We start from the raw sequence: 26,128 nt of genomic DNA, 5'->3' as shown, positions 1-26,128 counted from the left end.
ATCTATTTAGGGGAATGTATAATTGTTAACCAACCATTTCAGCAACACCATTGATCTGAAATTTGCGCTGCGTAATGCGGCAGGGGATTTTATTTGTTAACCATAAGCCAACCATTTTAATGAATCATTCACAGGACGTTTATGACGTTCGGGGAGAGAGTATTCCCGAAGAAAAAGCGCTGTTATGTTACTTTGTCAGTGAAGGGAAAAAAAATATCATCAAGCTGGTATTGTATGAATACGTCAGACAGTTTAATGGCCGGCCATTATTTAATCTGGGGTTTGGAGATCTTGACCAAAAAACGGGAAAATTATCTGACGAAAAAATGTCTGATAATGAAGATCATTACCGTGTATTTAATACTGTATTAGCTACCATACCGAGATTGTTGAGCGAATACCGGGATGGCGTAGTGATGGTGCGTGGAAGCGATAGTACGCCTCAGTTTATGGAGGATTGTAAAAAAGTTTGTGTGAGAAAATGTGTTGACCATCTTTGTAAAAAAGCACACAGAAGGATTCGTATTTACAGGAATTTTCTGGACAAGCATTATGAACTTTTAAATCAGGAGTTTGCATTTCATGGTACGGAAGGAATAGAAGAGGATAGTCCGACTGAGCCGTATAAAAAAGACAAAAGCTATAAGGGGATAATTATTGAAAAAAGATTAAATTAGTATTATGAATACACCAGACATACCAAAGGAATTATTATTTACTGATGAGGAATTGGAAACTATGTCACATGATGAAATTATGGACAGAGTTGGAAAGATTGTAGCTACTGGTAAGCTCTTTTTCCCCGGGATGAAAGAGTCCGGCGAAGCGTTTGCACGGCATCTGGAGAAAACCTGGAAGCCGGACTGGTTAAATCAGTCAAAGGACTGACGTTATCTGGCATTTCATTATCTATCTGGTCCTTACAGGACATAAAAAAGGCGGATGTGCATATTGCACATCCGCCTTTTACATTTATCTTCAGCAGATCAGAACTGATAATTTGCGAGTTCCGTCATTGCTATTTTTTCCTGTTGACCTGTCACCATATTCTTGATACTCACCAATCCTTCTTTCGCTTCACTTTCACCCATAATGATCACATAAGGAATGTTACGCTTATTTGCGTATTTCATCTGCTTATCCATTTTTGATGTTTCGTGGAAGAGTTCAGATGAAACACCTTTTGCACGCAGCTGCATAACAAGTTTAAATGCGGTGCCGGTGGATTCCTGATCGAGGTTGAAGAACAATACCTGTGTACCTTGTTGTGCGGTAGCCGGGAATAACTGCAGTTCTTCCAGTACGTCATAGATACGATCTACGCCGAATGAGATACCAACGCCGGAGATACCTGGCAGGCCAAACAGACCGGTGAGGTCATCATAGCGGCCACCACCACCGATGCTTCCCATTTTCACAGCTTCCGGTGCTTTTACTTCCACGATCATACCTGTATAGTAGTTCAGACCACGCGCCAGTGTTACATCGAGAATAGGGGTTGTTTTGAATGCTTCAGGTTGCGTGTGCAGTACATAAGACAATTCTTCAATGCCTTTCAGACCGGTAGGGGAGTTTTGGAACAGTACACTTAACTGTTGCAGTTTTTCCTCATTTGAGCCACCGATGTTAAGGAAGTTCTCAATTTTTACGATCTCAGTGTCACTCAGACCGCGTTCCTGCAATTCCTTTTTAACACCATCAATGCCGATCTTATCAAGCTTGTCGATCGAAATGGTAATATCTGTCAGCAGATCTGGCTGACCAACGATTTCGGCGAGTGCGCCAAGAATCTTACGGTTGTTGATACGTACTTCATATCCTTCCATACCGAGTTTAGTGAACACGGTATCATATATCAGAAGTAATTCGATCTCATTGAGCAGGGAGTTGCTACCCACTACGTCGGCATCACATTGATAGAATTCACGATAACGGCCTTTGGCAGGGCGATCACCACGCCATACAGGCTGCATCTGGTAGCGTTTGAAAGGGAGGGCAAGTTCATGCTGGTTCATCACCACATATCTTGCAAAAGGAATAGTGAGGTCGTAACGCAGCGCTTTTTCGCACAGCAGAATGCCAAGTTCCCGGCTATCTTTTGCCTGCTGGGCGCGTCCGAGGATATCACCGTTATCGAGGATCTTGAATATCAGTTTATCACCTTCTTCACCATATTTACCAGTAAGTGTATCCATATTCTCCATTGTCGGTGTTTCCAGGGGCTGGAAGCCAAACAGTTCGAATGTTTCGCGGATGGTCTGGAAAATGTATTGCCGCTTTCTTACTACAACCGGTCCGAAATCGCGGGTACCTTTTGGTATACTGGGTTTTATCATTATTAGTCAGTTATGCTTTGAGTAATTATTTTTTACCTGCAACGATCTTTTCGCAGGCTTCATATATCATTTTGTATACCGGATCGAACAGGGCATCATCATACCACGGATCGGGGACCGGTTGCTGATCGTCCAGGAGCAGCTGCACTTTTGCCTTGTCTTCTTCGGTCCTGGCCTTCAGAATGATATCCCTGTAGTTATTCAGGTCCATTGCAAATATGCGGTCAAATTCGTCAAAATCAGCGGTCTGGAACTGACGGCCACGCAGGCCGGATATGTCAATACCATGGCGCTGAGCGACTTTTACGGAGCGACGGTCGGGCGGATCGCCGACATGCCAGTTGCCTGTACCGGCTGAATCTACTTCCCAGTTCAGTCCCTGCTGAATGGCAAGGTGCCTTAAAATACCTTCTGCCAGGGGCGAACGGCAAATATTGCCCAGGCATACCATCAATATTTTCATAATTTCCGCAAACCTACAAGATTTTAACATTATTTTATCGGGAGATCTGAATCTTGAAATATCGCGTGTTAGCCTGTGTCCGCGTAAAATTCTCCTCAATGATTCTTATGGAATTTTGTGTTTTCTGCATCTATATAGTAAGAATGACTAATACCATACTTTCTTTTTTATGCGTATGTATTCTTATGATAATGTACGACATAGCTGGGAAAGGGGGCGTATTTAACATGCCTTTAACAAGTTCTTAAGTAATTAGATGTAGATTGAATATGAAAAAATGTGTGTATGCCCGACGTTTATAAAACTGGCCGCAGTGGCTGGTTTGCCAATATAAGTGCTGGCATGCAATCGGATTTTTTTAACAATCTTCTAAAAGAACGGGTATTTATTTGGAAATAATTTTTTGTATACTTGTAATTCGCTAACAATGCTAATGCAACAAGAAAGATCTGGAAACACGCGGACTGAGGTAAATTATCGTTCGCTCGGGGAATTAATCAGGGGTATATTTTTTGTACTCTTTGGACTGTATGCAATATTTGCGCAGAAATACGGCCTGGGTGAATTTCAAATTTCTCAAACTGTACTGAATATTTTGGGCGGTGTACTAATTGCGTACGGCCTTTTCCGTGTATATAGAGGAGTGAGGTATCTATTTCATCAAAAGGGTTAAATAAGAGACGAACATATGTTTACCAGATTAATCAGGCATGGCCGGATAGCTACTATCCTGTTAGCAGCGACAGCTTTACTGGCCTCTTGCGGACAGGCCAACACGTCCGGGGAAGAGCGGGATACGCCAACTTCAGGTACCATCAGAATAAGTGTGGATGAAACCTATCGTCCATTGATGGAAGCAGAGATCAAAGTTTTCGAATCTTTGTATAAGAAAGCGCATATCATTGCTGAATACAAACCTGAGGCAGATTGCTTCAAGGACCTGTTGAATGACAGTTCAAGGCTGATCTTTGTAACAAGGGATTTTAGTGAGAAAGAGACTGGATATATAAAAGAGAAGAAGATTGCTCCACAAAGCATGTTACTGGCATGGGACGGAGTTGCACTGATTACTAACCATAGTAATCCGGATACCATCCTCACGATGGACCAGGTGCGGAAAATTATGGACGGAACTGATTCCACGCAGAAACGTCAGATAGTTTTTGATAATCAGAATTCAAGCACGGTAAGATATGTCCTCGATTCAATCAACAAGGGAAAACCGTTGCCATCTGATGTGATGGCTGCGAAAACCAATCCTGAAGTGGTTGATTATGTGGCAAAACTGAAAAATGCGATTGGCGTAGTAGGGGTGAGCTGGATCTCTGATCCGAACGACTCTACCTCTATAGAGTTTACAAATAAAGTGACAGTGGTAAAGGTGCGGGCAGATTATGGTTCAGAATTTGTAAAACCATATCAGGCATACATCGCTCTTGGCTCCTATCCCCTCAAACGTGGTTTATTCTTTTGTCTGAAAGAACCATATGGAGGATTAGGATCAGGGTTCGCCACTTTCCTGGGGAGTTATGAAGGACAGATGATCATTTCAAAATTCAGACTGTTCCCTGCGAGGTTGAACGTGGTATTCAGGGAAGCGAACATTAGGTAAAAAAACTAACACAACTAAAATTTAAAACCGGATTGCTCATGAACAGACGGAAAAGTTTAATTGTTGCAATGCTGTGCGTCGCGAACGGCGCAATGGCTCAATCTGTGGAAGATGGATTGAAAGACCTGTATTATGGCAAGTATGAGACAGCCAAGCAGACGCTGGAAAAAGTTATTGCAGCTAAACCTACAGAAGACAAAGCATATTATTATCTGGGTATTGCACAGTTAGGAATGCATGATGATGCCGGTGCCGCTGCTACTTTCACAAAAGGGCTGCAGGCTGTACCGACCTCTTCACTCCTGCAGGTGGGTATGGGACGCCTTGATCTGAAAAAAGGTGATGCAGCTGCTGCAAAACAGAAATTTGATGCAGCCAGCACAGCTACTGAAGGTCGTGATGGCGATGTAGCACGTGCTATCGCTGATGCCAGCAGCGAAATCAAAGGTGGCGACCGCGGTTACGCATTGTCAGTAATGGAAAAACTGCTGAACAATGAAGGCCGTAAGAAAAAACAGATCTACAATCCAATTGCTGCCGATTATATCGAGTTAGGTGATGCTTATCGTTATCTGGGTGGTGAAAATGGTGGTAAAGCCATCACTTCCTACGATAAAGCACTGGAACTGGATCAGAACAACGCAGAAGCGGTAATGAAACAGGGTCTGGTAAACTACAACGCAAAACTGTTACAGGATGCGGTAAATGACTGGACCAAGGCTACCAACATGGATCCTAACTATGCTCCTGCTTATTTCGAACTGTATCAGTTCTATATCACTCCAACCAAAGCGCAGCTTTCCCTGGAAAATGCAGCGAAATACCTGGAGAAATATATGGCAGCAGTAGGTGATGGTGCTGGTAAAACAGAAAACGAGTACAACCTGGCAGCTATCTCTTTCTACAGAAAAGACTATGATGCTGCTATCAACAAAGCAAAAGGTGTACTGCCTCAGACAACTCCGGCAAACAAAGGTAAATTCGTACGCCTGCTGACAGATGCTTATCTGCAGAAAGGTGATACTACCACCGGTAGACAAGTGATCGAAGAGTACGTAAAAACTGTAGGTGACAGCAAACTGGAAGCGAATGACTACAAACTGTTGAGCGCTATCTACCAGCAGCACGTTACAGATTCCGCACAGGAAGCTGTGAACGATTCACTGGCAGGTCTGTACATGGAGAAATATGCACTGGCTGATACAGCTAAAGATGCTGAAAAATACAGAACCGTTGCAGAGAACTTCAAATCTATGCACGATTTCAAACGTTCAGCTGAATGGTATGGCAGACTGGTGAATGATTTTACTGATGAGCAGAACACTGGTAAAGTACAGGATATGTTCTTCAAAGGTACCATGGAGATCTATGCGCGTCAGTACGATGCAGCAGATTCAACCTGGGGCGCTTTCGCTGCTAAATATCCTAACAACGAAGCTTTAGGTATCTACTGGAGAGGCCGTGCTAACATGGCGAAAGATCCGGAAGCAAAAGACGGTGCTGCAGTACCATATTTCCAGAAATTCTTTGAGATCAAAGGTGATGAGAAGATGAAACCAGCTCAGCTGATGTTCCCTTATCAGTACATGATGATCTACTACTACAACAAAGATGATCAGGCGAATATGAAGATCTGGATGGATAAAGTAACTGCTATCGATCCAAGCAATGCAACTGTAAAGGCTATCCAGGAAAACATGGATAACAAGAACAAAGCAGCAGCTGCAAAACCAGCTCAGGGTAACAAGAAATAATTACTCAGAACTTATACAAAAAAGCCTTCTGTCTACGGACAGAAGGCTTTTTTATTGCCGGTTGGCGAAAAAAGATAATATTTTAATCCTTCATAAGATTTGATTTTTGCATTAGTTAGCCTATTTTTGCTCATTCGGAGAATTATTTTATACAGGGAAGCTTATGTTTACAGACACAGTACTATTGTCAGCGACTACTCCTTTCAGTTACTTTCCAATTGTGATGCAGCTCTTAGCTGCACTTGGCTTTGTAGGCGTTACAATGATCGCTACTCACTTTTTGGGTCCAAAGCGTAAAACAAGCGACAAACTTGCTACCTTTGAAAGTGGTATCGAGCAAAAAGGGAATGCACGTCAGCCAGTAGCCATTAAATACTTTCTTACCGCCATTTTATTCGTGCTTTTCGATGTGGAAGTGATCTTCTTTTATCCTTATGCGGTGAATTTCAGGGGTTTAGGATGGGACGGTTTCATGGCTATGTTACTTTTCGTAGCGTTCTTTTTGTGCGGTTTCATTTACATCCTGAAGAAGGGTGCGTTAAAGTGGGAAGACTGATTTTTATATAATTATTGCAGAGAAGATTGCCGGTTGTGGCAATCCTGTGTGCGTTTAGGTCAAATCTGATTTTGGAAATTTTAAATCTGACATGGTATGGCACGTCCGGTTCAGTATAATGAAAAAGTGAAGAGTGTGGTAGTACCTGAGGGGTACTCCGGTGAAGGTTTTTTTGCTACGACTTTTGACCAGGTAATTGGTCTGGCTCGTAAGAATTCCATCTGGCCTCTGCCATTCGCTACCTCCTGCTGTGGTATCGAATTCATGGCAACCATGGCATCTACCTATGATATGTCCCGTTTCGGCTCTGAAAGAATGGCCTTCACTCCACGCCAGTGTGACCTGCTGATGGTAATGGGAACGATCTCTAAAAAGATGGCTCCTGTATTACGTCAGGTATACCTGCAGATGGCTGAACCCCGTTGGGTAGTGGCTGTGGGTGCCTGTGCGAGCAGCGGTGGTGTATTTGACACTTATTCCGTGTTACAGGGTATCGACCAGGTAATTCCTGTGGATGTATATGTACCAGGTTGTCCTCCACGTCCTGAAGCGATCATCGATGGCTTTATGCGTGTACAGGATCTGGTAGGTCAGGAGAGCCTGCGTCGCCGTCATAGCGATAAATACAAAGAATTACTGAACTCTTACGGTATCCAGTAATTTAAATAGGAGCTATTCAATAGATAGGTCAATTCTACGACTAGTCAAATCTGAAATCGAAAATCTGAAATCGTAATGTCTTTGACAAACGACTATATAAAGCAAAGGTTAGCAGAAAAGTTTGGTGAATCAATCAGCCAGGTGGAAGAATCCTTTGGGACAATGTCATTTACAGCACCCAAAGACCTGAACCTGAAAGTAATGCAGTTCCTGTACGATGAAGAGGAGCTGCAATTTCGTTTTTTAACGGACCTCACAGCCGTACATTATCCTGACAGGACGGGTGAGGAACTTGCAGTAGTATATCACCTGTACAATTTTCAGGAGCGGATAAGACTGCGTCTTAAAGTGTACACCAGCATTGAGGATACCCGCGTTTTCACGGCTACCCGGCTGTTTGAATCAGCCAACTGGATGGAAAGGGAAACATACGACTTCTTTGGGGTGAACTTCGTTGGGCATCCTAACCTGAAACGTATCCTGAACGTGGATGAAATGACCTATTTCCCCATGCGTAAGGAATTTCCGCTGGAAGATCAGACCCGTACCGATAAGGACGACGAAATGTTCGGCCGCGGCGGGCATATTGGCATTTAATAATTTATTCGTTTGAACATGTCAGAGCAACATATCACACTGCCGGAAGGCTCTATTGAGAGGCAGACACAAACCCTTAACCTGGGACCTACGCACCCTGCTACACACGGGGTATTCCAGAATATCCTGGAAATAGACGGTGAGCGCATTGTGAGTTCGGAATCGACGGTAGGTTATATCCACCGCGCATTTGAGAAGATTGCAGAACGCCGTCCCTATTACCAGATCACTCCTTTAACAGACCGTCTGAACTATTGTTCGTCGCCTATTAATAACATGGGATGGCACATGACGGTAGAAAAACTGCTGGGCATTCAGACGCCTAAGCGTGTAGACTACCTCCGTGTTATCATCATGGAACTGGCCCGTATCACTGACCACCTGATCTGTAATGGCGTGGTAGGTGTGGATAGCGGCGCCTTCACCGGTTTCCTTTACCTCATGAAATACCGTGAACTGGTATATGAGATCTATGAGGAAATATGCGGTTCCCGTCTGACAACCAACATTGGTCGTGTAGGCGGCTTTGAAAGAAACTTCACACCGGCTGCTTTCGAGAAAATAGAACGTTTCCTGAAAGAATACCCGGTAGCACTGAAGGAGTTCGAAACCATGATGAACCGTAACCGTATTTTCATGGAGAGGACCCAGGGTGTTGGACCGATCAGTGCTGAAAGAGCCATCAACTACGGTTTCACAGGTCCAAACCTGCGTGCTGCAGGTGTAGACTATGATGTACGTGTGGCACAGCCTTACTGCTCTTACGAAGATTTTGAATTTACTATACCTGTAGGTACTACCGGCGACTGCTACGACCGTTTCCTGGTACGTAACGCCGAAATGTGGGAAAGTCTGAGCATCATCCGTCAGGCGATGGATAAACTGAAAGATCTGCCTTCAGACGTATACCATGCAGATGTACCTGCTTACTACCTGCCAGAGAAGAGCGCAGTATACACCAAGATGGAAGCGCTCATCTACCACTTCAAAATTATCATGGGTGAATCTGATATCCTGCCGGGTGAATTATACAATCCGGTAGAAGGCGCGAATGGTGAGTTAGGATTCTATCTTATCAGCGATGGTGGTCGTAGCCCTTACAGGCTGCATTTCCGCCGCCCATGTTTCATATATTACCAGGCTTACGCAGAACTGATCAAAGGCGCTATGCTGAGCGATGCGGTAATCTGTATGAGTAGCCTGAATCTGATCGCAGGTGAACTGGATGCTTAATTTTTAATTTTTTCTTTCATAGTTATGTTTTCTGAAGAGAAGCTGAATAAAGTAAAAGAGATCATCGCCCGTTACCCGGCAGGGAAACAGAAGAGTGCCCTGATTCCGGTGCTGCACCTGGCACAGGAAGTATCTGGCGGATGGCTTAGTTCGGAGACCATGGATTACGTGGCTTCCCTGCTGCAGATCACGCCGATCGAAGTGTACGAGGTGGCTACCTTTTACTCGATGTTTAACCTGCAACCTGTAGGCCAGTACGTATTCGAAGTCTGCCAGACAGGCCCATGCATGCTGCGTGGTTCAGATAACATCATTGACTATATTAAAAAGAAACTGGACATCGGTGTAGGTCAAACTACAAAAGATGGACTGTTCACCCTCAAAACAGTAGAGTGCCTGGGCGCCTGCGGATATGCTCCGATGATGCAGCTGGGTAAACACTACCGTGAGCACCTGACCCCTGAAAAGGTAGATGCAATCATTGAGGAATGCAGGAGTAAAGCAAACTAAAACTTTGAATGACCGGTACGCCGGTCTACAATCATAAAAAGTAAGATGGGACGCAAACTACTTTTTGATAAAGCGCACATAGAAGGTATCCGGTATTACGACGTATACCGTGCCAATGGAGGTTATGGATCGGCTGAAAAGGCGCTCAAAAGCATGAGCCCTGATCAGGTGCTGGATGAAGTAAAGAAAAGTGGACTGAGAGGTCGTGGTGGCGCCGGTTTCCCTACCGGTATGAAATGGAGCTTCATTGCAAAACCAGAGGGTGTTCCCCGTTATCTGGTATGTAATGCGGATGAATCTGAGCCAGGTACGTTCAAAGACCGTTACCTGATGGAGTTTCTTCCTCACCTGCTCATAGAAGGTCTGCTGATATCCAGCTATACGCTGGGTTGTAATTCCTGCTATATCTACATCCGTGGTGAATACGCCTGGATTCCGGATATCCTGGAAGAAGCGATCGCTGACGCTAAAAAGAACGGCTGGCTGGGTAAAAATATCCAGGGTACCGGCTTCGATCTTGAAATATATGTACAACGCGGCGCCGGTGCTTACATCTGTGGTGAGGAAACTGCCCTGATCGAGTCACTGGAAGGTAAACGTGGTAACCCACGTATCAAACCACCATTCCCGGCTGTAAAAGGTCTGTGGGATTGCCCGACTGTTGTGAACAACGTGGAAACACTGGCTACCGTAGTGCCTATCCTGCGCATCGGTGGTGAAGAATATGCGAAATATGGTACAGGTAAATCTACCGGTACCAAGCTCATTTCTGCCTGTGGTAATATCAACAAACCAGGGGTTTATGAAATAGAAATGAACATTTCCGTAGAAGAATTCATTTATTCTGATGAATACTGTGGCGGTATTGCCAATGGCAAACGCCTCAAGGCCTGTATCCCGGGTGGTTCTTCCGTACCTATCCTGCCTGCTAACCTGCTGCTGAAAACAGCGAAAGGTGAGCCGCGTATGATGACGTATGAAAGTCTGGCTGACGGTGGCTTTGCAACCGGTACTATGTTAGGTTCCGGCGGTTTCATCGTACTGGACGAAGACCAGTGTATTGTGAAAAACACCCTCACGTTTGCCCGCTTCTATCATCACGAAAGCTGCGGACAGTGCAGTCCCTGCCGTGAAGGTACCGGCTGGATGAAACGCGTACTGCTGAACATCGAGAACGGTAAGGGTAAAATGAGTGATATAGACCTGCTGTGGGATATCCAGCGTAAAATAGAAGGTAACACCATCTGTCCGTTGGGCGATGCTGCTGCCTGGCCGGTAGCTGCTGCTATCCGTCATTTCCGTGATGAGTTTGAATGGCATGTGCTGCATCCTGAAGAAGCGACCAAACGGAATTACGGACTGGCTCACTATGCAGATCCACTGGAAATAGCTGCTCCTGCTGCTGTATAAGAATCAATTTAAGCGATGCAAAATGGCTGAAGAAAAGAAACTCTTTAAGGTTAAGATCGATAATATCTCCGTGGAAGTGGAGCCGGGCACTACCATTCTGAATGCTGCCCGTCAAATTGGTGGAGACATCGTACCGCCTGCAATGTGCTACTACTCCAAGCTGAAGGGTAGCGGTGGTAAATGCCGTACCTGCCTGGTGAAAGTATCCAAAGGGTCAGACGCTGATCCCCGTCCTATGCCTAAACTGGTAGCCAGCTGCCGTACCACCGTTATGGACGGTATGGAAGTGGCGAATATCACCTCTCCTGAAGTGCTGGAAGCACGTAAAGGTGTGGTAGAATTCCTGCTGCTGAACCATCCGCTGGATTGCCCTGTGTGCGATCAGGCTGGTGAGTGTCACCTGCAGGACCTGAGCTATGAGCATGGCGCAGACAGCACCCGTTACGAATTCAAACGCCGCACATTCGACAAAGTCGATATCGGTGATAAGATACAATTACACATGACCCGTTGCATCCTTTGCTACCGTTGTGTATTCACTGCTGATCAGCTGACTGAAAAGCGTGAACATGGCGTACTGGGTCGTGGTGAAGCTGCTGAAATCGGTACTTATATCCAGCAATCCCTGGACAACAACTTCATCGGTAACGTGATCGATGTTTGTCCGGTAGGTGCGCTGACAGATAAAACATTCCGTTTCAAAAACCGTGTATGGTTCCTGAAACCGGTAGATGCACACCGTGAATGTAACGATCCTAAGTGCTGTGGTAAAGTGGCGCTCTGGATGCGTGGCGACGAGGTGTTCCGCGTAACTGCCCGTAAAGACAAATACGGTGAAGTAGAAGAGTGGATCTGTGATACCTGCCGTTTCGATAAAAAAGAAGTGAAAGACTGGGTGATCGAAGGCCCGCGTAAAATAGAACGTCAGAGCGTTATCTCTCAGGGGCACTATGTAGGTGTAAACAAACCGAAAGAAACACTGGTAGAGGTACTGGATGGCCGTCAGCCAAAACTGCTGCTGGATATCCACAATATCAGCGAGGTGAACAAACCCAACATCGATCTGTCACAGATCAATGGTCCGGCACATTCCGACGACTTTAATAAGTAATGATTCATTCGTAATTCGTAATCGATAATTCGTATTTGATGACTATAGACTGGTTCTTTATCCTGGAAAAGATAGTGCTGATATCCGGCGTACTGGCGATATCACTGGTAGTGGCTATGTATTCTACATGGGGTGAAAGAAAAGTAGCTGGTATTATCCAGGACAGGATCGGCCCGAACAGGGCTGGTTTTATGGGTCTGCTCCAGCCGCTGGCGGATGGTGGTAAACTGTTCTTTAAAGAAGAGATCATCCCTGGCAATTCCAATCGTTTCCTGTTTATTCTTGGTCCGTCCCTGGCTATGATCGTAGCCTGTATGACCAGCGCCGTAATTCCCTGGGGTGATACACTGACCATTGCCGGTCATACTGTTTCACTGCAGATCGCGGATGTGAACATCGGTATCCTGTATATTTTTGGTGTAGTGAGTCTGGGTGTATATGGTATCATGCTGGGTGGATGGGCTTCCAACAACAAATATTCTCTCCTCGCATCTATCCGTGCGGCTTCCCAGATCATCTCCTATGAGCTGGCAATGGGTCTGTCCCTGATCGCCCTGCTGATGATGACAGGTACTTTAAGTCTGAAAGAAATCGTTGAGCAGCAGCGCCACGATGGTTGGAACGTACTGTACCAGCCACTGGGTTTCCTGATATTCCTGGTATGTTCTTTTGCAGAATGTAACCGTACGCCATTTGACCTGGCGGAAGCGGAGAGTGAGCTGAACGGTGGTTATCACCTGGAGTACTCTTCCATGAAACTGGGTTTCTATCTGTTCGCGGAATACATTAACATGTTTATCAGTTCTGCGCTGATGTCCAGCCTGTACTTCGGAGGTTATTCCTTCCCTGGTATGGATAGTCTGGGACTGGCGCCAAACCTGGTGACCATTCTGGGAACGGCGGCATTGTTCATCAAGATCATCTGCTTCCTGTTCTTCTTTATGTGGGTACGCTGGACGATACCGAGATTCCGTTACGATCAGCTGATGCGTTTAGGATGGAACATTATGATTCCGCTGGCACTGGCTAATATGTTGATCACAGGTGCGATCGTACTGTATCGCAGTACACATTAATTAACGACTTATTATAATAGCAATATGCAAGCTTTAACAAGTAGGGCAAAACAGGTAGACCGCAAACCGATGACTTTCATTGAGAGTATCTATTTGTGGAATATTATAAAGGGGATGATCATCACCTTCAAGCATATCTGGAAAAGGAAAGAGACGGTGAAATATCCGGAGCAAAAGCGTGAGTTCAGTCCTGTATTCCGTGGTCTGCACATCCTGAACAGGGATGCAGAAGGACGTGAGAACTGTACTGCGTGCGGTTTGTGTGCGGTAGCTTGTCCTGCGGAAGCCATTACCATGGAGGCCGCCGAAAGAAAGGCAGGTGAAGAGCATCTGTATCGTGAAGAGAAATATGCAGCCCGTTATGAGATCAACATGCTGCGTTGCATTTTCTGTGGTTTTTGTGAAGAGGCTTGTCCGAAAGATGCTATCTATCTGACAGAAACATTTGCACCTGCTAACTACAAACGTGAAGGTTTCATCTATGGTAAACAGGATCTGTTGATACCAACACCTGCGGAAAAGAATAAAGCATAATTAAAGACAGTCTTAGCAAAAAAATATAATAGTCATTTAGCAATGGGAATGAGCTTACAACAAATCGTTTTCGGGGTACTTTCAATCATCTCTATTATATCCGCGCTTGGCGTGATATTGAGTAAGAACCCCGTTACCAGTGTTCTCTGCCTGATCGTTACCTTTTTCACCATCGCCGGGCATTACATTATGCTGAATGCACAGTTCCTGGCAGTGGTACATATCATCGTATATGCGGGTGCTATCATGGTATTGTTCCTCTTTGTGATCATGTTGATGAACCTGAACGCAGAAATAGAACCACAGAAGCGTAACTGGCTGAAATATGCGGGCGCTATCAGTGGTGGTGCACTCCTGCTGGTATTGCTGGGTGCTCTCCGTGAAGCTGACGTTACTCCTCTGCAACCTGGATCAACCGATATCGGGTTGATTTCCAACCTTGGTAAAACTTTATTCAGTCAATACGTAGTTCCATTTGAAGTAAGCAGCATCCTGTTCCTGAGTGCAATGGTTGGCGCCGTTGTAATCGGTAAAAGGGAAGCGTAAACCACAACAACTGTTAATCGTCATTGATCAATTTGTAATTCTTTAAAGATGCCTGTTCAATATTACATTTTCTTAAGCATTGCACTCTTTTGTATCGGGGTGATGGGTGTGCTGATGCGCAGAAATGCCATTATTATTTTCATGTGCGTGGAATTGATGCTGAATGCAGTGAACCTGCTGCTTGTTGCCTTCTCTAAGATGTGGGCAGATGCAGGTCGTGTAGATGCCGGCGGCGCACAGATCTTTGTATTCTTTATCATGGTGGTTGCCGCGGCGGAAGTTGCTGCTGGTCTGGCTATTATCGTGATGGTATACAGGAATTCACAGTCGGTGGATATTAATATCATGAACAGGCTGAAGAACTAAGAACTAACAGCTTGAATCGTAATTGTAAATCGTAATTAGTATTTGAATAGATGATACATCTAGTTTGGCTGGTACCATTTTTACCATTATTAGGATTCCTGGTGAATGGATTGGGAAGAAGATACCTCTCCAAATCACTGGCGGGTATAGTAGGAAGCGGAGCTGTATTAGCTGCCTTTGTGATTAGCTTACTGATCTTCCTGGAAGTGAAAGCCCCGGGATTTCAGGCGCAGGTAGTACCGTTGTTTGATTTTATTTCCGCGGGCAGTCTGCATATTCCGTTCGCATTCCAGGTAGACCAGCTGAGCGCTTTATTTTTGCTGATCATTACCGGTGTCGGTTCCCTGATCCACATTTATTCTACCTCTTATATGCATGACGAAAGCAGTGAGGGTTTTGCGCGTTACTTCGCTTACCTGAACCTCTTCGTTTTCTCCATGCTGATTCTTGTACTGGGCGCTAACTATGTGATGATGTTCATCGGATGGGAAGGTGTAGGTCTCTGTTCCTACCTCCTGATCGGCTTCTGGTTCAAGAACACCAACTATAACAATGCTGCCAAGAAGGCGTTCATCATGAACCGTATCGGTGACCTTGGTTTCCTGCTCGGTATCTTCACGATGATCGTGCATTTTGGTAGTGTTTCCTTCCCTGAAGTATTTCAGAAAGCTGCGGCTCTGGGTGCCGGTAGCAAAGTGATCCCGGCTATTGCCATCCTGCTGTTTGTAGGTGCTGCCGGTAAATCTGCTCAGCTGCCTTTATACACCTGGTTGCCAGATGCGATGGCGGGTCCTACTCCGGTATCTGCCCTGATCCACGCTGCTACGATGGTAACAGCTGGTATCTATATGATCGCACGCAGCAACATTTTATATACCCTGGCGCCATGTATTCAGACAGTAGTAGCGATCATTGGTCTGGCTACCGCTGTACTGGCAGCTACCATCGCGCTGAAACAGGATGATATCAAGAAAGTGCTTGCCTACTCTACTGTGAGCCAGCTGGGTTATATGTTCCTTGCGCTTGGCGTAGGTGCTTATACGACAGCGGTGTTTCACGTAATGACGCACGCATTCTTCAAAGCATTACTGTTCCTTGGTTCTGGTTCTGTTATTCACGCAATGGGCGGAGAGCAGAATATCAATAAGATGGGCGGACTGAAAAAGTACATGCCTGTTACACACGCTACTTTCCTGATCGGCTGTCTGGCTATCGCCGGTATTCCTGGTCTGTCAGGTTTCTTCTCTAAAGACGAAATCCTTGCTGAAACTTTCATATCCAATAAGCTGATGTATGGTATCGCGCTCCTTACTGCGCTGATGACTGCGTTCTATATGTTCCGCTTATACTACATCACCTTCTGTGGTAAATTCCGTGGTACACACGAACAGGAACATCACCTGCACGAAAGTCCTGCGGCGATCACTATCCCGCTGATCATTCTGGCGGTACTGTCTATCGTAGGTGGTTATGTAGGTTTACCGGAAGTATTCGGTACACACAGTATTCTGAAAGAGTATCTGGCTCCTGTATTTGCGCCTTCTGCGCCATTCATACATGAGCATGAGCATCTGACACACAATACTGAGTGGTTATTAATGGGACTGAGTTCTGTGCTGGTGATCATTACGATCTTCTTTGCACGCAGCTGGTACCGCAATTATGAAGATAATGGAGAACCTCGTACCGGTATTGCCAAAGTACTGGAAAACAAATGGTACGTGGATGAGTTATACGATGCGATCATAGTGAAACCCCTGATGATGCTGAGCCGGTTCTTTGAAGAGGCGATCGAAAAATCAGGTATTGACCGTCTGGTGAATGGTGTAGGTCGTGGCGTACACTGGGGCAGTCAGCAGGTAAGACTGCTGCAGAGCGGCCAGGTAGGCTTCTACATTTTTGCTATGGTAATTGGAATGGTAGTTTTATTTGTGATAGGCTTCCTGCTGAAATAATATACTACCTGCACCATCATTAAAAAAGGACAAGTTTAGATATAATTATGTTGACAGTATTACTCATATTGATTCCTTTAGTTGCGGGCCTGGTTACGTTTGGTCTGAAGGGGTCTGGCCCTAAAGCGCTGGGTTTGGTGGCATCCCTGGCTTCGCTGGCAGTAACAGTTGCTGCTTTGTTCCAGTTCAGGACTGCACCGGATGCGTTGCAACTGACCGCAAACTGGATTCCTCAGCTGGGCGCGCAGTTTAGTGTAGGGCTGGATGGAATGGGCCTGATGCTTTGTTTGCTGACAGCGATCTCTTTTCTGCTGATCTTTATCGTTATCTATAACAGAGAATACGAACGCCCTAACAGTTTCTATGGTCTGATGCTGTTGTCTCAGGCGGGTCTGGTAGGAGTGTTCACAGCGTACGACGCGTTGTTGTTCTACGTTTTCTGGGAACTGGCACTGATTCCGGTGTATTTCCTCTGCTCACTCTGGGGTGGCGAAAAACGTATTCCGGTTACATTTAAGTTCTTTGTATACACTTTTGCGGGTTCCCTGTTGATGCTGGTAGGTCTGATCTATATCTACCTGCAAACACCGGAGCATTCTTTCAGCTACGCGAGCTTTGTAAGCGGTGCTGTTGCTCCACAGGACCAGTCCTGGTTGTTCTGGCTGTTCTTTGTAGCATTTGCTATCAAGATGCCGATCTTCCCTTTCCACACCTGGCAGCCTGACACTTACGAACAGTCACCGACTCCTGTTACAATGGTACTTTCCGGTATCATGGTGAAAATGGGTCTTTTCGGCGTTGTTCGCTGGTTACTGCCTGTACTGCCGAAAGGCGCTTATATGTGGTCAGATGTTGCGATCGTACTGTCTATCATCGGTATCATCTATGCATCCTGCATCGCGATCGTACAGTCAGACATCAAACGCCTGATCGCTTACTCTTCCATCGCCCACATCGGTCTGATGAGTGCAGCTATCTTCACTAACAATGAACAGAGCTTACAGGGTCTGATGGTGCAGATGTTCAACCACGGTATTAACATCATCGGTCTGTGGATCATCGTTGAGATCATCCAGAATCGTCTGAAAATAAAGAACCTGAACGAGATGGGTGGTATTGCACAGTATGCACCGGGTATTGCCATCTTCCTCGTAACCATCAGTCTTGCCAATATCGCTTTACCACTGACCAACGGTTTCATCGGGGAGTTCCTGATGTTAAGTGGTCTGTTCCAGTACAATGTTTGGTTCATGGCTGTGGCCGGACTGGGTATCATCCTGGGGGCGGTATACACGCTGAACATGGTGCAGAAGGTAATCTTCGGACAGAGTAATCAGCTGACTGAAACAACTACTGATCTGAAAGGAAATGAGTTGCTGGTACTGATCATCATCGTAGGTATCATCCTGGTACTGGGTTTCTATCCGAAGCCTATGCTGGAGCTGGTAAGCAGCACTACTGAATTGGTTAACAAGGTTTATTAAAAAGTTGTTCTTTCGTAACACAGGAATATGAATGCATTAATATCTACTGCTTTATCGGGCGTTGTAATGATGTTTGCGGGTTTATTTATCGGTAATAAGCAGCGCATAAAATTTGTAGCCATCGTTGTACTGCTGATCTCATTTGCAGCCAACCTGGCGGAGTTATCTACCATTGGAGCAGGCGAGCGTACCTTATATGGCATGATCACCATCAGCCACTTCAGTATCCTGTTCAATGCGATCGCATTGGGTAGTACACTGATCTATTTCTTATTATCAGGCAGTGCTTTTGAAAAAGTAGGCGAACACGTTTCAGACTATTTCGCCCTGATCTTCTTCATTCTGTCTGGTATCACACTGGTTTCTACTTTCAGCAGCTTATTAATACTCTTCCTGGCAATAGAAATTATGTCTATTCCACAGTATATACTGGCTGGTGCTGATAAGAAAACGCCTAAAAGCACAGAGGCTTCCCTGAAGTACTTCCTGATGGGCTCTTTCTCTACCGGTATCCTGCTGATGGGTATTGCACTGATCTACGGAGCTACCGGTACTTTCAATGTAGCTGAACTGGGCCTGGGTGCAGGTAAAGTGAATACACTGGCATTGTGCGGTATTATCCTGATGGCATTCGCATTATCTTTCAAAGTATCAGCGGCGCCTTTCCACTTCTGGACGCCTGACGTGTATGACGGTTCTCCTACCGTGTTCACTTCTTTCATGGCTACAGTAGTAAAAGCAGGTGGTTTCATCGCTTTTATCAGAGTGTTCCATGGTGCGTTTGTAGGTGAAAGACTGACAGCTGACTGGCAGTTACTACTGGCAATCATTACGGCTGCTACGCTGATCATCGGTAACTTTACCGCTGTATTCCAGCAAAGCGTTAAACGTATGCTGGCTTACTCCAGTATTGCGCAGGCAGGTTTCATGCTGCTGGCGGTTATCTCTATGAACACTTTCGCTACACAGGGTATCATCCTGTATGCGGCAGCTTATAGCGTAGCAACCATCGGTATCTTCGCTGTAATGATCAAGCTGAAAGATTATACATTTGATGGTTTCAACGGACTGGCACGTACACAACCGGTACTGGCGATCACCACAACTATCTTTGTATGTTCACTGGCAGGTATCCCGCTGACAGCAGGTTTCTTCGCTAAATACTTTGTACTGGCAGCAGCTGTTCAACAGGGTAACCTGTTATGGCTGGTGATCATTGCTGTGATCTGTGCGGCTATCAGTGCTTACTACTATTTCCGCGTGATCATCGCTATGTACTTCAAACAGGGCGAAGCTGAAACAGCAGAGATCAGTGGTAGTTTTAAACTGATGCTGATCATTACCGCAGCGATCGTGATCCTGCTTGGTATTTTCCCTGGATTATTATTACAGTTTATCTAATCGGTAAGCTTAACATAAAACGGAAATACCGGCCAATTGGCCGGTATTTTTTTTGGTGTGTTGGTGCTGCTTTTCAAGCGTTGTGACAGCTAGTCTGCTGCCACTAAAGAAAGCGTTTGTTCCTGCTGCGTGATACCGTTGAGGAGTGTAAGCTGATTACGCGCCCGCAGGAGATTATGTCGTTCATATTTTGCGCCGTAGTAACTATCATTGTTGAAGTAATCCGTCAGAAAACGGAGGGCCTGCATATACACTAGGAATTGTCCTGCATAGACCAGGTGTGCTTTTTCGGCCTCGCTGAGTGCATCCTTCATCTCGCTCAGATATCCCTGTACAATGGCCCGGTAATAATCCATTCTTACCTGCACTTTGCTGAAATCTGTTTCTTCTTCACTGACAGGAGACAGATAAGTACGCATCATATCTCCGAAATCACTGATGAAATATCCCGGCATCACTGTATCCAGATCGATCACACAGATCCCTTTATCTGATTTATCAAACAAGACATTACTGATCTTCGTATCATGATGCATCACCCGTATTTTGAAACCGGGATGCTGTTGTATGGCTTTAAATGTCTCAGAGAGATACTGATAGTTGCGGATCGTATCAATATCTGCGGCAGCTTCTGCTATTCTTTCTGCATTGCCTTGTTGTACGGCCAGTTCAAACTGTTGATAACGCAGGGTCAGATTATGAAAATCAGGCAGCGGGTATTGCATCGTGTTGATATCAATGCCTGACAACAGTTTTGTAAAGCGACCGAACTGTCTGGCTGCTTCAAATGCCAGTTGTGCATTATCCACCACATCATAGCTGCGCGAATCCGCTACAAACGGTTGCATACGGAAATAGTCTCCTGCTGCCGTGATGTACATTTCCTGTCCATCAATGGTGCGTACTGGCTGTACAAAGAAATAATCCGGATGATGTGTATCCAGGTAGCGGCCGATAGCGCTGATGTTATCAGCGATCAATGCCGGTTGCTTAAATACGCTATGATTAATGCGTTGCAGAATGTAGTGACGATCGCTCACAGAGATCTTCCAGGTGGCATTGATAAGGCCACTGCCGAATGGCTGAATATGGCATTCGGCCATTGATAATCCATAAGCTGCCAGTATATCCTGCATTGCTGGTTGATAAAGTTGCTGTGTATCAAACATAGTGATAAGAATTGAGAGAACAGCTGGACAAACGGTTGCGCAAATTTTTACTTCTTCGGTGCAATGACCAGCCGTGAGTCGATGATGACCTGCTGATAAGCATCCGGCGCCAGTTTACCGGAGAGGAGGTCAAGGAGTATTTCCGTGGCCTTCTGGCCCTGGAGATAGGGGTATTGTTCGACAGAGGCGAGGGGAGGATATGCCATATAACTACTCAGTGGCAGATTGGCATAACTGACGAAACAGATGTCTTTATTGATCTGTATGCCCCGTTCGGCAGCATATTGTACTGCATCCTGTGAGACGTAGTCATTAAAGGCTACTACGGCTGTTATTTTCCTTTTGTGGGAGAGTAGCTGCTGCATGGCCTGACGGGTGCCTTCTTTTGTAAGGTCGCTGTGTATGTTGAGGGTGGCGTCATATTTCAGGCGTTGCTGTTGCATCGCTTTCTGGTAACCTGTTGTACGCTGCCGGCTGGCGATCAGCTTTTCAGGTCCGTTGATCATACCGATGACCCGGTGTCCCTGCTGTAGTAATAACGAGACAGCCTGGACGGTGCCTGATTCCATATTCGAAGCGACATAGTGGATATCTTTCATATCGGGAATACGGTCAAAGAACACCACAGGGATATTATACTTACGCAGCATTTCAAAATGTGCGTATTGTACGGTATTCTTGGCCAGGGAAACCAGTAGTCCGTCTACCCGGTGATTTTTCATGATTTCCACAATCTTCTGTTCTCTTGCTGTGTCATCATGCGACTGACCCAGCAGCACCATGTAATTGCTTTTATTGGCAGTATCTTCTATACCGCTGATGGCTGCGGAGAAGAAGGCTTCCGACAATTCAGGAAGTACAATACCCAGGGTAAAGGTTTTTTTCTGCTGGAAGAAAATGGCGGTCTGATTGGGCTCATATTGCAGTTCCCGGGCGAGCGCCTGCACCTGCATCCTGGTTTTCAAGCCGATACGCGGATGATTGTGCAAAGCCCTGGATACAGTGGAGGTGGCCAGGTTGAGCCTTTTGGCGATTTCTTTTATAGTCGGTGGATTGGGCATCAGGCCATTTATATAATAAAAGTAGCGGAAAAAAACTTTTTATTAACTTTAAATCATGCAGTTCCGTGACACATTTTCCCTCGCCTTTCGCTCTGTTAGCGGCAATCGTTTGCGCGCAGGGCTTACTATTGCTATCATTGGTTTTGGTATTATGGCCCTGGTGGGCATTTTTACGGCCATTGACAGTATGAAAAGCAGTATCTACAGCAGTTTTGCGAATATGGGAGCCAACAGCTTCAATATCCAGAGCAGGGCGCTGAAGATACGTATCGGCGGCGGCGGCGGTGCAACCAAGGGAAGCAAGAAGACGAAGGTAAAAACCTCTAACAGTAATATTCCTATTACCTATAAAGAGGCAATGGACTTCAAACGGAAGTATGCCTTTCCTGCTACAGTGAGTGTGTCTACAAATGCAACAGGGAATGCGACGGTGTATAAGAATGATAAGAAGACGAATCCGAATGTGCGTGTGATGGGCGGCGATGAAAGTTATCTTCAGTTATCCAATTATACTTTGCGGGAGGGACGCAACCTGAATCAGCTGGATGTGGAATCAGGCAGAAATGTGGCGATACTGGGTATGGATGTTGCGAAGAAGCTGTTTGGCGATAATCTGAAGAATGTTGTCAATAGTTCGATCCGTGTGGGAAATGTACGTTATCGTGTGGTGGGTGTGATGGCACCTAAAGGGAACAGTGGTTTCATGAGTGCAGATAATGTGGTGATCACAACGGTGAATAATACACGCAGAGTATTTGATCGTCCCAGTGCATCTTATAATATCGGTATTTCGGTAAAGGATATCACAAAGATGGATGCGGCGATCGGGGAGGCGACGGGACTGTTCAGGGTGGTTCGTCGGCTGACATTGAATGAAGAAGAAAATTTTTACATTAATAAAAGCGACAGCATTGCAGAGATGCTGTTCGGTACACTGAGTTATGTGGTGTTTGCGGCTGTGCTGATCGGCGCTATTACCTTGTTCGGATCGGCGATCGGTCTGACCAATATCATGCTGGTATCAGTAGCGGAACGTACACGTGAGATAGGTGTTAACAAAGCACTGGGAGCAACCAGTAAGGTGATCCGTCAGCAGTTTGTATACGAGTCCATCATTATCAGTTTACTGGGAGGCGTACTGGGTGTCATACTCGGTATGCTGGTGGGTAACCTCGTATCATTATTAACAGGATCCAGCTTTATAGTTCCGTGGTTATGGATAACGACAGGGATATTTATCTGTGCGGCTGTAGGGCTGATATCAGGTATTTATCCGGCCATCAAGGCGTCACGTCTGGATCCGATAGTTGCATTGCGTTACGAATAATTAACAGGCACACGCCAACATCTGAACATTCATGGCTTTATTAGTAGTATTTGTTTCCATCCTGCTGCTGGTGTTACTGGTAGCTTATTTCCGGTTAAACACATTTATTGCTTTTCTGATTGTCTGTCTCTTTATGGGATTGGCCCTGAACATGGTCAGAGTACCGGAAGAGCGAATGTCAATTGCAGAGATCACCCAATCTATTCAAACAGGGATCGGGAAGACACTCGGTTCGCTGGTGATCATCATTGTATTTGGTAGTATGCTGGGTAAACTGGTGGCTGAGAGCGGCGCGGCACAGCGTATTGCTAACGGTCTGATGCATGTGTTCGGCAGAAAGTATGTGCAGTGGTCTTTGATGCTGACGGGCTTTATCGTGGGGATTCCCTTATTCTACAATATTGGTTTTGTACTGATGGTCCCGCTCATTTTTACGGTGGCTGCCAGAACGAAACTACCGACTGTTTATCTGGGTATTCCTATGCTGGCTTCCCTGTCGGTGACACATGGCTATTTACCGCCCCATCCTTCGCCTACGGCATTGGTAGGTACATTCCATGCAAATATGGGATTAACGCTTATATACGGGCTGATTGTGGCCATTCCTGCCATTGTACTGGCGGGTCCGGTATTCACCCGCTTTCTGAAGCATTATACACAGGAGCCGGCACAGTTATTCACTGTTGCACCGATGCCGGAAGATCAGTTGCCTTCTATGGGCACGAGTATTGTGGCAGCATTGCTGCCGGTATTGCTGCTTGCGGGCACATCGTTGCTGAAACTGGGCGCCGCGCCTGGTACTTTCCTGTGGCAGATCACCACCTGGCTGGGCGATCCGGTGATCGTGATGTTGCTGGCGGTATTGAATGGCGCCTACGTACTGGGTCTTCGTCGTGGATTACCGGTGAAAAAAGTGATGGGCATTATGGAAGACGCCATCCGGGATGTGTCTGTGATCATCCTGATCATTGGAGGTTCCGGTGCGCTGACACAGATGCTGCTGGATAGTAAAGTGAGTCAGGTTATTACAGATAGTTTACAGGGAATGCATATGAACCCGCTGATCCTGGCGTGGAGTATTGCAGCCCTGATACGTGTGAGTGTAGGCTCGGCGACTGTTGCCGGACTGACCACAGCTGGTATTGTGGCTCCACTGGTGGCGGGAACTTCTGTGCATCCGAGTCTGATGGTACTGGCCACCGGCGCAGGCAGTCTGATGTTCTCGCACGTGAATGACGGTGGATTCTGGATGTTCAAGGAATATTTTAATTTGTCAGTGAAAGATACTTTCAAGACCTGGTCAGTGATGGAGACAATTGTCTCTGTTGTAGGACTGATCGGCTGTCTGATATTAAACCTCTTTATCTAATTCAAGAAAAACAGTGCACATGACACCAACAGAGAATTTTAACGCATTAGGATTATCATTACCTCCGGCTCCGTCACCATTGGGTGTTTACAAGCCATGTCTGATCGATGGAAAATACCTGTATCTGTCAGGTCACGGTCCCGTGCAGGATGATAAGAGCCTGATCATTGGCCGTATTGGTGTTGAGTTTGATATGGAAAAAGGCAAACTGGCTGCAAGACAGGTAGGTCTTACTATGTTGTCTACAATTGTGGCAAACCTGGGTAGCCTGGATAAAGTAAAACGTGTGATCAAGGTATTGGGCATGGTGAACTGTTCACCTGATTTTGAGCGTCATCCTTATATCATCAATGGCGCCAGCGAACTGTTTGCAAAAATATGGGGTGAGGAAAATGGTATCGGTGTGCGTAGCGCAGTAGGTATGGGTTCCCTGCCAGATAATATTCCGGTGGAAATAGAGGCATTATTTGAATTGCACTAAACAATCAGCTATGTGGTACGAGCTACACAATATCAACACCATCGATACGCCTGCTGTGCTTGTGTATCCTGAACGTATGCTGGATAATATCCGTCTGCTGAAACAAACAGTCGGCGATGTGCAGCGTTTGCGTCCGCACATCAAGACGAGTAAGATGATTGAAGCTGTGCAGTTGTTACAGGGAGAAGGCATTAACAAGTTCAAGTGTGCCACTATTGCTGAAGCAGAAATGCTTGGTCTGGCAGGCGCTGGCGATGTATTGCTCGCCTATCAGCCTGTAGGACCGAAAGTAGACCGCTTATTGCAGATAGTGGAACAATATCCGGACACGAAATATGCCTGTCTTGTGGATAACAGCGCATCCGCTATCGCTATTGCGGCTACATTCGCGGCAGCGCAACGTACGATCCCTGTTTATATTGATCTCAATGTTGGTATGAACAGAACCGGTATCGAACCGGGCCCTGGTAATGAAGCACAGGAACTGTATCAGGAACTGCTGCATTTACCAGGTATTACGCCGGTGGGTTTACATGCATACGACGGACATCTGCACGATACAGATTTTGAGTTGCGCAGAGAGAAGTGTAATGCAGGGTTTGCGCCTGTCATCGCATTGGCAGCTGCTATTACGGAAGCCGGTGCTCCGGCTCCGCAGATCATTGCAGGAGGTACGCCCACTTACGCTATACATGCAGAACGCCCTGGTGTGGAATGTAGTCCGGGAACGTTTATTTTCCAGGATTGGGGATATCACAAACTACATCCTGAACAAACATTTGATTTTGCTGCTACCGTTATCACCAGAGTGATCTCTGTGATAGATGGGACGCATATCTGTGTTGATCTGGGACATAAGTCAGTAGCTGCTGAGAATCCACAGCCCCGTATTTATTTCCTGAATGCGCCTGATGCTGAACCATTGGGACACAGTGAGGAACACATGGTGGTGAAGGTACCTGATACTTCGTTATTCCCGGTGGGAACGGTGTTGTACGGGATCCCGCTGCATATCTGTCCGACAGTAGCCCTGCATGAACGCGTAGGCGTTGTGGAAAGCAATAACTGTGTAGCATGGTGGAAAGTGATCGCCAGAGACAGAAAGATTATGATCTAA

26 protein-coding genes are annotated in these 26,128 nt (G+C 45.9%); 22 read left to right on the top strand and 4 right to left on the bottom strand.

The genetic code is table 11. The features are described 5' to 3' along the window. Positions 1–74 precede the first annotated feature (74 nt). Together BMZ72_RS21485 and BMZ72_RS21480 are read left to right on the top strand one after the other, a co-directional pair. Positions 75–677: a DUF6934 family protein gene (locus tag BMZ72_RS21485; protein ID WP_089811767.1), complete on the top strand. Its 603-nt coding sequence runs from the start codon at positions 75–77 to the stop codon at positions 675–677. A 4-nt stretch (positions 678–681) separates the two neighbouring features. Beyond that, positions 682–888 carry a hypothetical protein gene (locus BMZ72_RS21480; protein WP_089811766.1) on the top strand — a complete coding sequence of 69 codons (207 nt, stop codon included), beginning with the start codon at positions 682–684 and terminating at the stop codon, positions 886–888. A 98-nt stretch (positions 889–986) separates the two neighbouring features. Here BMZ72_RS21480 and hisS read toward each other — a convergent pair whose 3' ends face one another. Together hisS and BMZ72_RS21470 are read right to left on the bottom strand one after the other, a co-directional pair. Then, positions 987–2,336, bottom strand: a complete 1,350-nt coding sequence (gene hisS / locus BMZ72_RS21475; protein WP_177222883.1) for a histidine--tRNA ligase — start codon at positions 2,334–2,336, stop codon at positions 987–989. 25 nt (positions 2,337–2,361) lie between these two features. Beyond that, positions 2,362–2,799 carry a low molecular weight protein-tyrosine-phosphatase gene (locus BMZ72_RS21470; protein WP_089811764.1) on the bottom strand — a complete coding sequence of 146 codons (438 nt, stop codon included), beginning with the start codon at positions 2,797–2,799 and terminating at the stop codon, positions 2,362–2,364. Between the two features lie 688 nt (positions 2,800–3,487). Between BMZ72_RS21470 and BMZ72_RS21460 the strand changes: the two genes are divergently transcribed. The 16 genes from BMZ72_RS21460 (at position 3,488) to BMZ72_RS21385 (ending at position 19,604) form a co-directional block, all read left to right on the top strand. Beyond that, complete coding sequence (locus tag BMZ72_RS21460; RefSeq protein ID WP_089811763.1) at positions 3,488–4,411, top strand: substrate-binding domain-containing protein; 924 nt, start codon at positions 3,488–3,490, stop codon at positions 4,409–4,411. A 38-nt stretch (positions 4,412–4,449) separates the two neighbouring features. Further along, the gene (locus BMZ72_RS21455; protein WP_089811762.1) at positions 4,450–6,165 is read left to right on the top strand and encodes a tetratricopeptide repeat protein; all 1,716 of its coding nucleotides are present in this window, start codon (positions 4,450–4,452) and stop codon (positions 6,163–6,165) included. A gap of 163 nt (positions 6,166–6,328) precedes the next feature. Continuing rightward, complete coding sequence (locus BMZ72_RS21450) at positions 6,329–6,721, top strand: NADH-quinone oxidoreductase subunit A (RefSeq protein ID WP_089811761.1); 393 nt, start codon at positions 6,329–6,331, stop codon at positions 6,719–6,721. A gap of 96 nt (positions 6,722–6,817) precedes the next feature. Beyond that, positions 6,818–7,381, top strand: a complete 564-nt coding sequence (locus tag BMZ72_RS21445) for an NADH-quinone oxidoreductase subunit B (RefSeq protein ID WP_089811760.1) — start codon at positions 6,818–6,820, stop codon at positions 7,379–7,381. Positions 7,382–7,456: 75 nt separating this feature from the next. Then, positions 7,457–7,978 (top strand): NADH-quinone oxidoreductase subunit C, encoded by a 522-nt coding sequence (locus tag BMZ72_RS21440; protein WP_012794581.1) that lies wholly within the window; start codon positions 7,457–7,459, stop codon positions 7,976–7,978. An 18-nt stretch (positions 7,979–7,996) separates the two neighbouring features. Continuing rightward, complete coding sequence (locus tag BMZ72_RS21435) at positions 7,997–9,211, top strand: NADH-quinone oxidoreductase subunit D (protein WP_012794580.1); 1,215 nt, start codon at positions 7,997–7,999, stop codon at positions 9,209–9,211. A 24-nt stretch (positions 9,212–9,235) separates the two neighbouring features. Next, positions 9,236–9,721, top strand: coding sequence for an NADH-quinone oxidoreductase subunit NuoE (gene nuoE, locus BMZ72_RS21430; RefSeq protein ID WP_089811759.1), 486 nt, complete (start codon positions 9,236–9,238; stop codon positions 9,719–9,721). A 45-nt stretch (positions 9,722–9,766) separates the two neighbouring features. Next, on the top strand, positions 9,767–11,131 hold the full coding sequence (nuoF, locus tag BMZ72_RS21425) for an NADH-quinone oxidoreductase subunit NuoF (protein WP_012794578.1): 1,365 nt from the start codon (positions 9,767–9,769) through the stop codon (positions 11,129–11,131). 22 nt (positions 11,132–11,153) lie between these two features. Beyond that, positions 11,154–12,242: an NADH-quinone oxidoreductase subunit G gene (locus tag BMZ72_RS21420; protein WP_089811758.1), complete on the top strand. Its 1,089-nt coding sequence runs from the start codon at positions 11,154–11,156 to the stop codon at positions 12,240–12,242. A 38-nt stretch (positions 12,243–12,280) separates the two neighbouring features. After that, positions 12,281–13,318 (top strand): NADH-quinone oxidoreductase subunit NuoH, encoded by a 1,038-nt coding sequence (gene nuoH / locus BMZ72_RS21415; protein ID WP_012794576.1) that lies wholly within the window; start codon positions 12,281–12,283, stop codon positions 13,316–13,318. A gap of 24 nt (positions 13,319–13,342) precedes the next feature. Beyond that, positions 13,343–13,852 (top strand): NADH-quinone oxidoreductase subunit NuoI, encoded by a 510-nt coding sequence (gene nuoI, locus BMZ72_RS21410; RefSeq protein ID WP_089811757.1) that lies wholly within the window; start codon positions 13,343–13,345, stop codon positions 13,850–13,852. A gap of 48 nt (positions 13,853–13,900) precedes the next feature. Next, entirely contained in the window at positions 13,901–14,398 is a 498-nt protein-coding gene (locus BMZ72_RS21405; protein ID WP_089811756.1) for an NADH-quinone oxidoreductase subunit J family protein, read from the top strand. Between the two features lie 48 nt (positions 14,399–14,446). Further along, positions 14,447–14,764, top strand: coding sequence for an NADH-quinone oxidoreductase subunit NuoK (nuoK, locus tag BMZ72_RS21400; protein ID WP_012794573.1), 318 nt, complete (start codon positions 14,447–14,449; stop codon positions 14,762–14,764). 50 nt (positions 14,765–14,814) lie between these two features. Then, positions 14,815–16,719 (top strand): NADH-quinone oxidoreductase subunit L, encoded by a 1,905-nt coding sequence (nuoL, locus tag BMZ72_RS21395; protein ID WP_089811755.1) that lies wholly within the window; start codon positions 14,815–14,817, stop codon positions 16,717–16,719. A gap of 47 nt (positions 16,720–16,766) precedes the next feature. Beyond that, a complete protein-coding gene (locus BMZ72_RS21390) occupies positions 16,767–18,203 on the top strand; it encodes a complex I subunit 4 family protein (RefSeq protein ID WP_089811754.1) in 1,437 nt (478 codons plus the stop codon). A gap of 27 nt (positions 18,204–18,230) precedes the next feature. Further along, positions 18,231–19,604 carry an NADH-quinone oxidoreductase subunit N gene (locus BMZ72_RS21385; protein WP_089811753.1) on the top strand — a complete coding sequence of 458 codons (1,374 nt, stop codon included), beginning with the start codon at positions 18,231–18,233 and terminating at the stop codon, positions 19,602–19,604. Positions 19,605–19,693: 89 nt separating this feature from the next. On the opposite strand, the gene BMZ72_RS21380 is transcribed toward BMZ72_RS21385, so the two are convergent. After that, positions 19,694–20,773 carry a phosphotransferase enzyme family protein gene (locus BMZ72_RS21380; RefSeq protein ID WP_255373260.1) on the bottom strand — a complete coding sequence of 360 codons (1,080 nt, stop codon included), beginning with the start codon at positions 20,771–20,773 and terminating at the stop codon, positions 19,694–19,696. Between the two features lie 47 nt (positions 20,774–20,820). After that, on the bottom strand, positions 20,821–21,834 hold the full coding sequence (locus tag BMZ72_RS21375) for a LacI family DNA-binding transcriptional regulator (RefSeq protein WP_089811752.1): 1,014 nt from the start codon (positions 21,832–21,834) through the stop codon (positions 20,821–20,823). A gap of 55 nt (positions 21,835–21,889) precedes the next feature. On the opposite strand from BMZ72_RS21375, the gene BMZ72_RS21370 reads away from it, so the two are divergent. Genes BMZ72_RS21370 through BMZ72_RS21355 form a run of 4 tightly spaced genes read left to right on the top strand, consistent with a single transcriptional unit; the run spans position 21,890 to position 26,128 of the window. Continuing rightward, entirely contained in the window at positions 21,890–23,161 is a 1,272-nt protein-coding gene (locus tag BMZ72_RS21370; protein ID WP_089811751.1) for an ABC transporter permease, read from the top strand. A gap of 31 nt (positions 23,162–23,192) precedes the next feature. Further along, entirely contained in the window at positions 23,193–24,530 is a 1,338-nt protein-coding gene (locus BMZ72_RS21365; protein WP_089811750.1) for a gluconate:H+ symporter, read from the top strand. A 19-nt stretch (positions 24,531–24,549) separates the two neighbouring features. Then, entirely contained in the window at positions 24,550–25,011 is a 462-nt protein-coding gene (locus tag BMZ72_RS21360; RefSeq protein WP_177222882.1) for a RidA family protein, read from the top strand. Positions 25,012–25,021: 10 nt separating this feature from the next. Beyond that, positions 25,022–26,128, top strand: a complete 1,107-nt coding sequence (locus BMZ72_RS21355; protein ID WP_089811748.1) for a D-TA family PLP-dependent enzyme — start codon at positions 25,022–25,024, stop codon at positions 26,126–26,128.

The sequence above is a fragment of the Chitinophaga sp. YR627 genome (genome assembly GCF_900114995.1).
Lineage (GTDB): Bacteria > Bacteroidota > Bacteroidia > Chitinophagales > Chitinophagaceae > Chitinophaga.
Note: the sequence above shows the minus strand (reverse complement) of the source record. Positions and strands in the feature narration are given on the sequence as shown.

Excerpts from the sequence above, each read along its gene's own strand:
- BMZ72_RS21405 (WP_089811756.1), top strand. The coding sequence starts at position 13,901 with ATGAGCTTACAACAAATCGTTTTCGGGGTACTTTCAATCATCTCTATT.
- BMZ72_RS21450 (WP_089811761.1), top strand. The coding sequence starts at position 6,329 with ATGTTTACAGACACAGTACTATTGTCAGCGACTACTCCTTTCAGTTAC.
- BMZ72_RS21420 (WP_089811758.1), top strand. The coding sequence starts at position 11,154 with ATGGCTGAAGAAAAGAAACTCTTTAAGGTTAAGATCGATAATATCTCC.
- BMZ72_RS21380 (WP_255373260.1), bottom strand. The coding sequence starts at position 20,773 with ATGTTTGATACACAGCAACTTTATCAACCAGCAATGCAGGATATACTG.
- BMZ72_RS21385 (WP_089811753.1), top strand. The coding sequence starts at position 18,231 with ATGAATGCATTAATATCTACTGCTTTATCGGGCGTTGTAATGATGTTT.
- BMZ72_RS21470 (WP_089811764.1), bottom strand. The coding sequence starts at position 2,799 with ATGAAAATATTGATGGTATGCCTGGGCAATATTTGCCGTTCGCCCCTG.
- BMZ72_RS21480 (WP_089811766.1), top strand. The coding sequence starts at position 682 with ATGAATACACCAGACATACCAAAGGAATTATTATTTACTGATGAGGAA.
- BMZ72_RS21485 (WP_089811767.1), top strand. The coding sequence starts at position 75 with ATGCGGCAGGGGATTTTATTTGTTAACCATAAGCCAACCATTTTAATG.
- BMZ72_RS21445 (WP_089811760.1), top strand. The coding sequence starts at position 6,818 with ATGGCACGTCCGGTTCAGTATAATGAAAAAGTGAAGAGTGTGGTAGTA.
- nuoF (WP_012794578.1), top strand. The coding sequence starts at position 9,767 with ATGGGACGCAAACTACTTTTTGATAAAGCGCACATAGAAGGTATCCGG.
- nuoI (WP_089811757.1), top strand. The coding sequence starts at position 13,343 with ATGCAAGCTTTAACAAGTAGGGCAAAACAGGTAGACCGCAAACCGATG.
- BMZ72_RS21440 (WP_012794581.1), top strand. The coding sequence starts at position 7,457 with ATGTCTTTGACAAACGACTATATAAAGCAAAGGTTAGCAGAAAAGTTT.
- nuoL (WP_089811755.1), top strand. The coding sequence starts at position 14,815 with ATGATACATCTAGTTTGGCTGGTACCATTTTTACCATTATTAGGATTC.
- BMZ72_RS21355 (WP_089811748.1), top strand. The coding sequence starts at position 25,022 with ATGTGGTACGAGCTACACAATATCAACACCATCGATACGCCTGCTGTG.
- BMZ72_RS21375 (WP_089811752.1), bottom strand. The coding sequence starts at position 21,834 with ATGCCCAATCCACCGACTATAAAAGAAATCGCCAAAAGGCTCAACCTG.
- BMZ72_RS21365 (WP_089811750.1), top strand. The coding sequence starts at position 23,193 with ATGGCTTTATTAGTAGTATTTGTTTCCATCCTGCTGCTGGTGTTACTG.
- BMZ72_RS21435 (WP_012794580.1), top strand. The coding sequence starts at position 7,997 with ATGTCAGAGCAACATATCACACTGCCGGAAGGCTCTATTGAGAGGCAG.
- BMZ72_RS21455 (WP_089811762.1), top strand. The coding sequence starts at position 4,450 with ATGAACAGACGGAAAAGTTTAATTGTTGCAATGCTGTGCGTCGCGAAC.
- nuoH (WP_012794576.1), top strand. The coding sequence starts at position 12,281 with ATGACTATAGACTGGTTCTTTATCCTGGAAAAGATAGTGCTGATATCC.
- BMZ72_RS21370 (WP_089811751.1), top strand. The coding sequence starts at position 21,890 with ATGCAGTTCCGTGACACATTTTCCCTCGCCTTTCGCTCTGTTAGCGGC.
- nuoE (WP_089811759.1), top strand. The coding sequence starts at position 9,236 with ATGTTTTCTGAAGAGAAGCTGAATAAAGTAAAAGAGATCATCGCCCGT.
- BMZ72_RS21360 (WP_177222882.1), top strand. The coding sequence starts at position 24,550 with ATGACACCAACAGAGAATTTTAACGCATTAGGATTATCATTACCTCCG.
- BMZ72_RS21460 (WP_089811763.1), top strand. The coding sequence starts at position 3,488 with ATGTTTACCAGATTAATCAGGCATGGCCGGATAGCTACTATCCTGTTA.
- nuoK (WP_012794573.1), top strand. The coding sequence starts at position 14,447 with ATGCCTGTTCAATATTACATTTTCTTAAGCATTGCACTCTTTTGTATC.
- BMZ72_RS21390 (WP_089811754.1), top strand. The coding sequence starts at position 16,767 with ATGTTGACAGTATTACTCATATTGATTCCTTTAGTTGCGGGCCTGGTT.
- hisS (WP_177222883.1), bottom strand. The coding sequence starts at position 2,336 with ATGATAAAACCCAGTATACCAAAAGGTACCCGCGATTTCGGACCGGTT.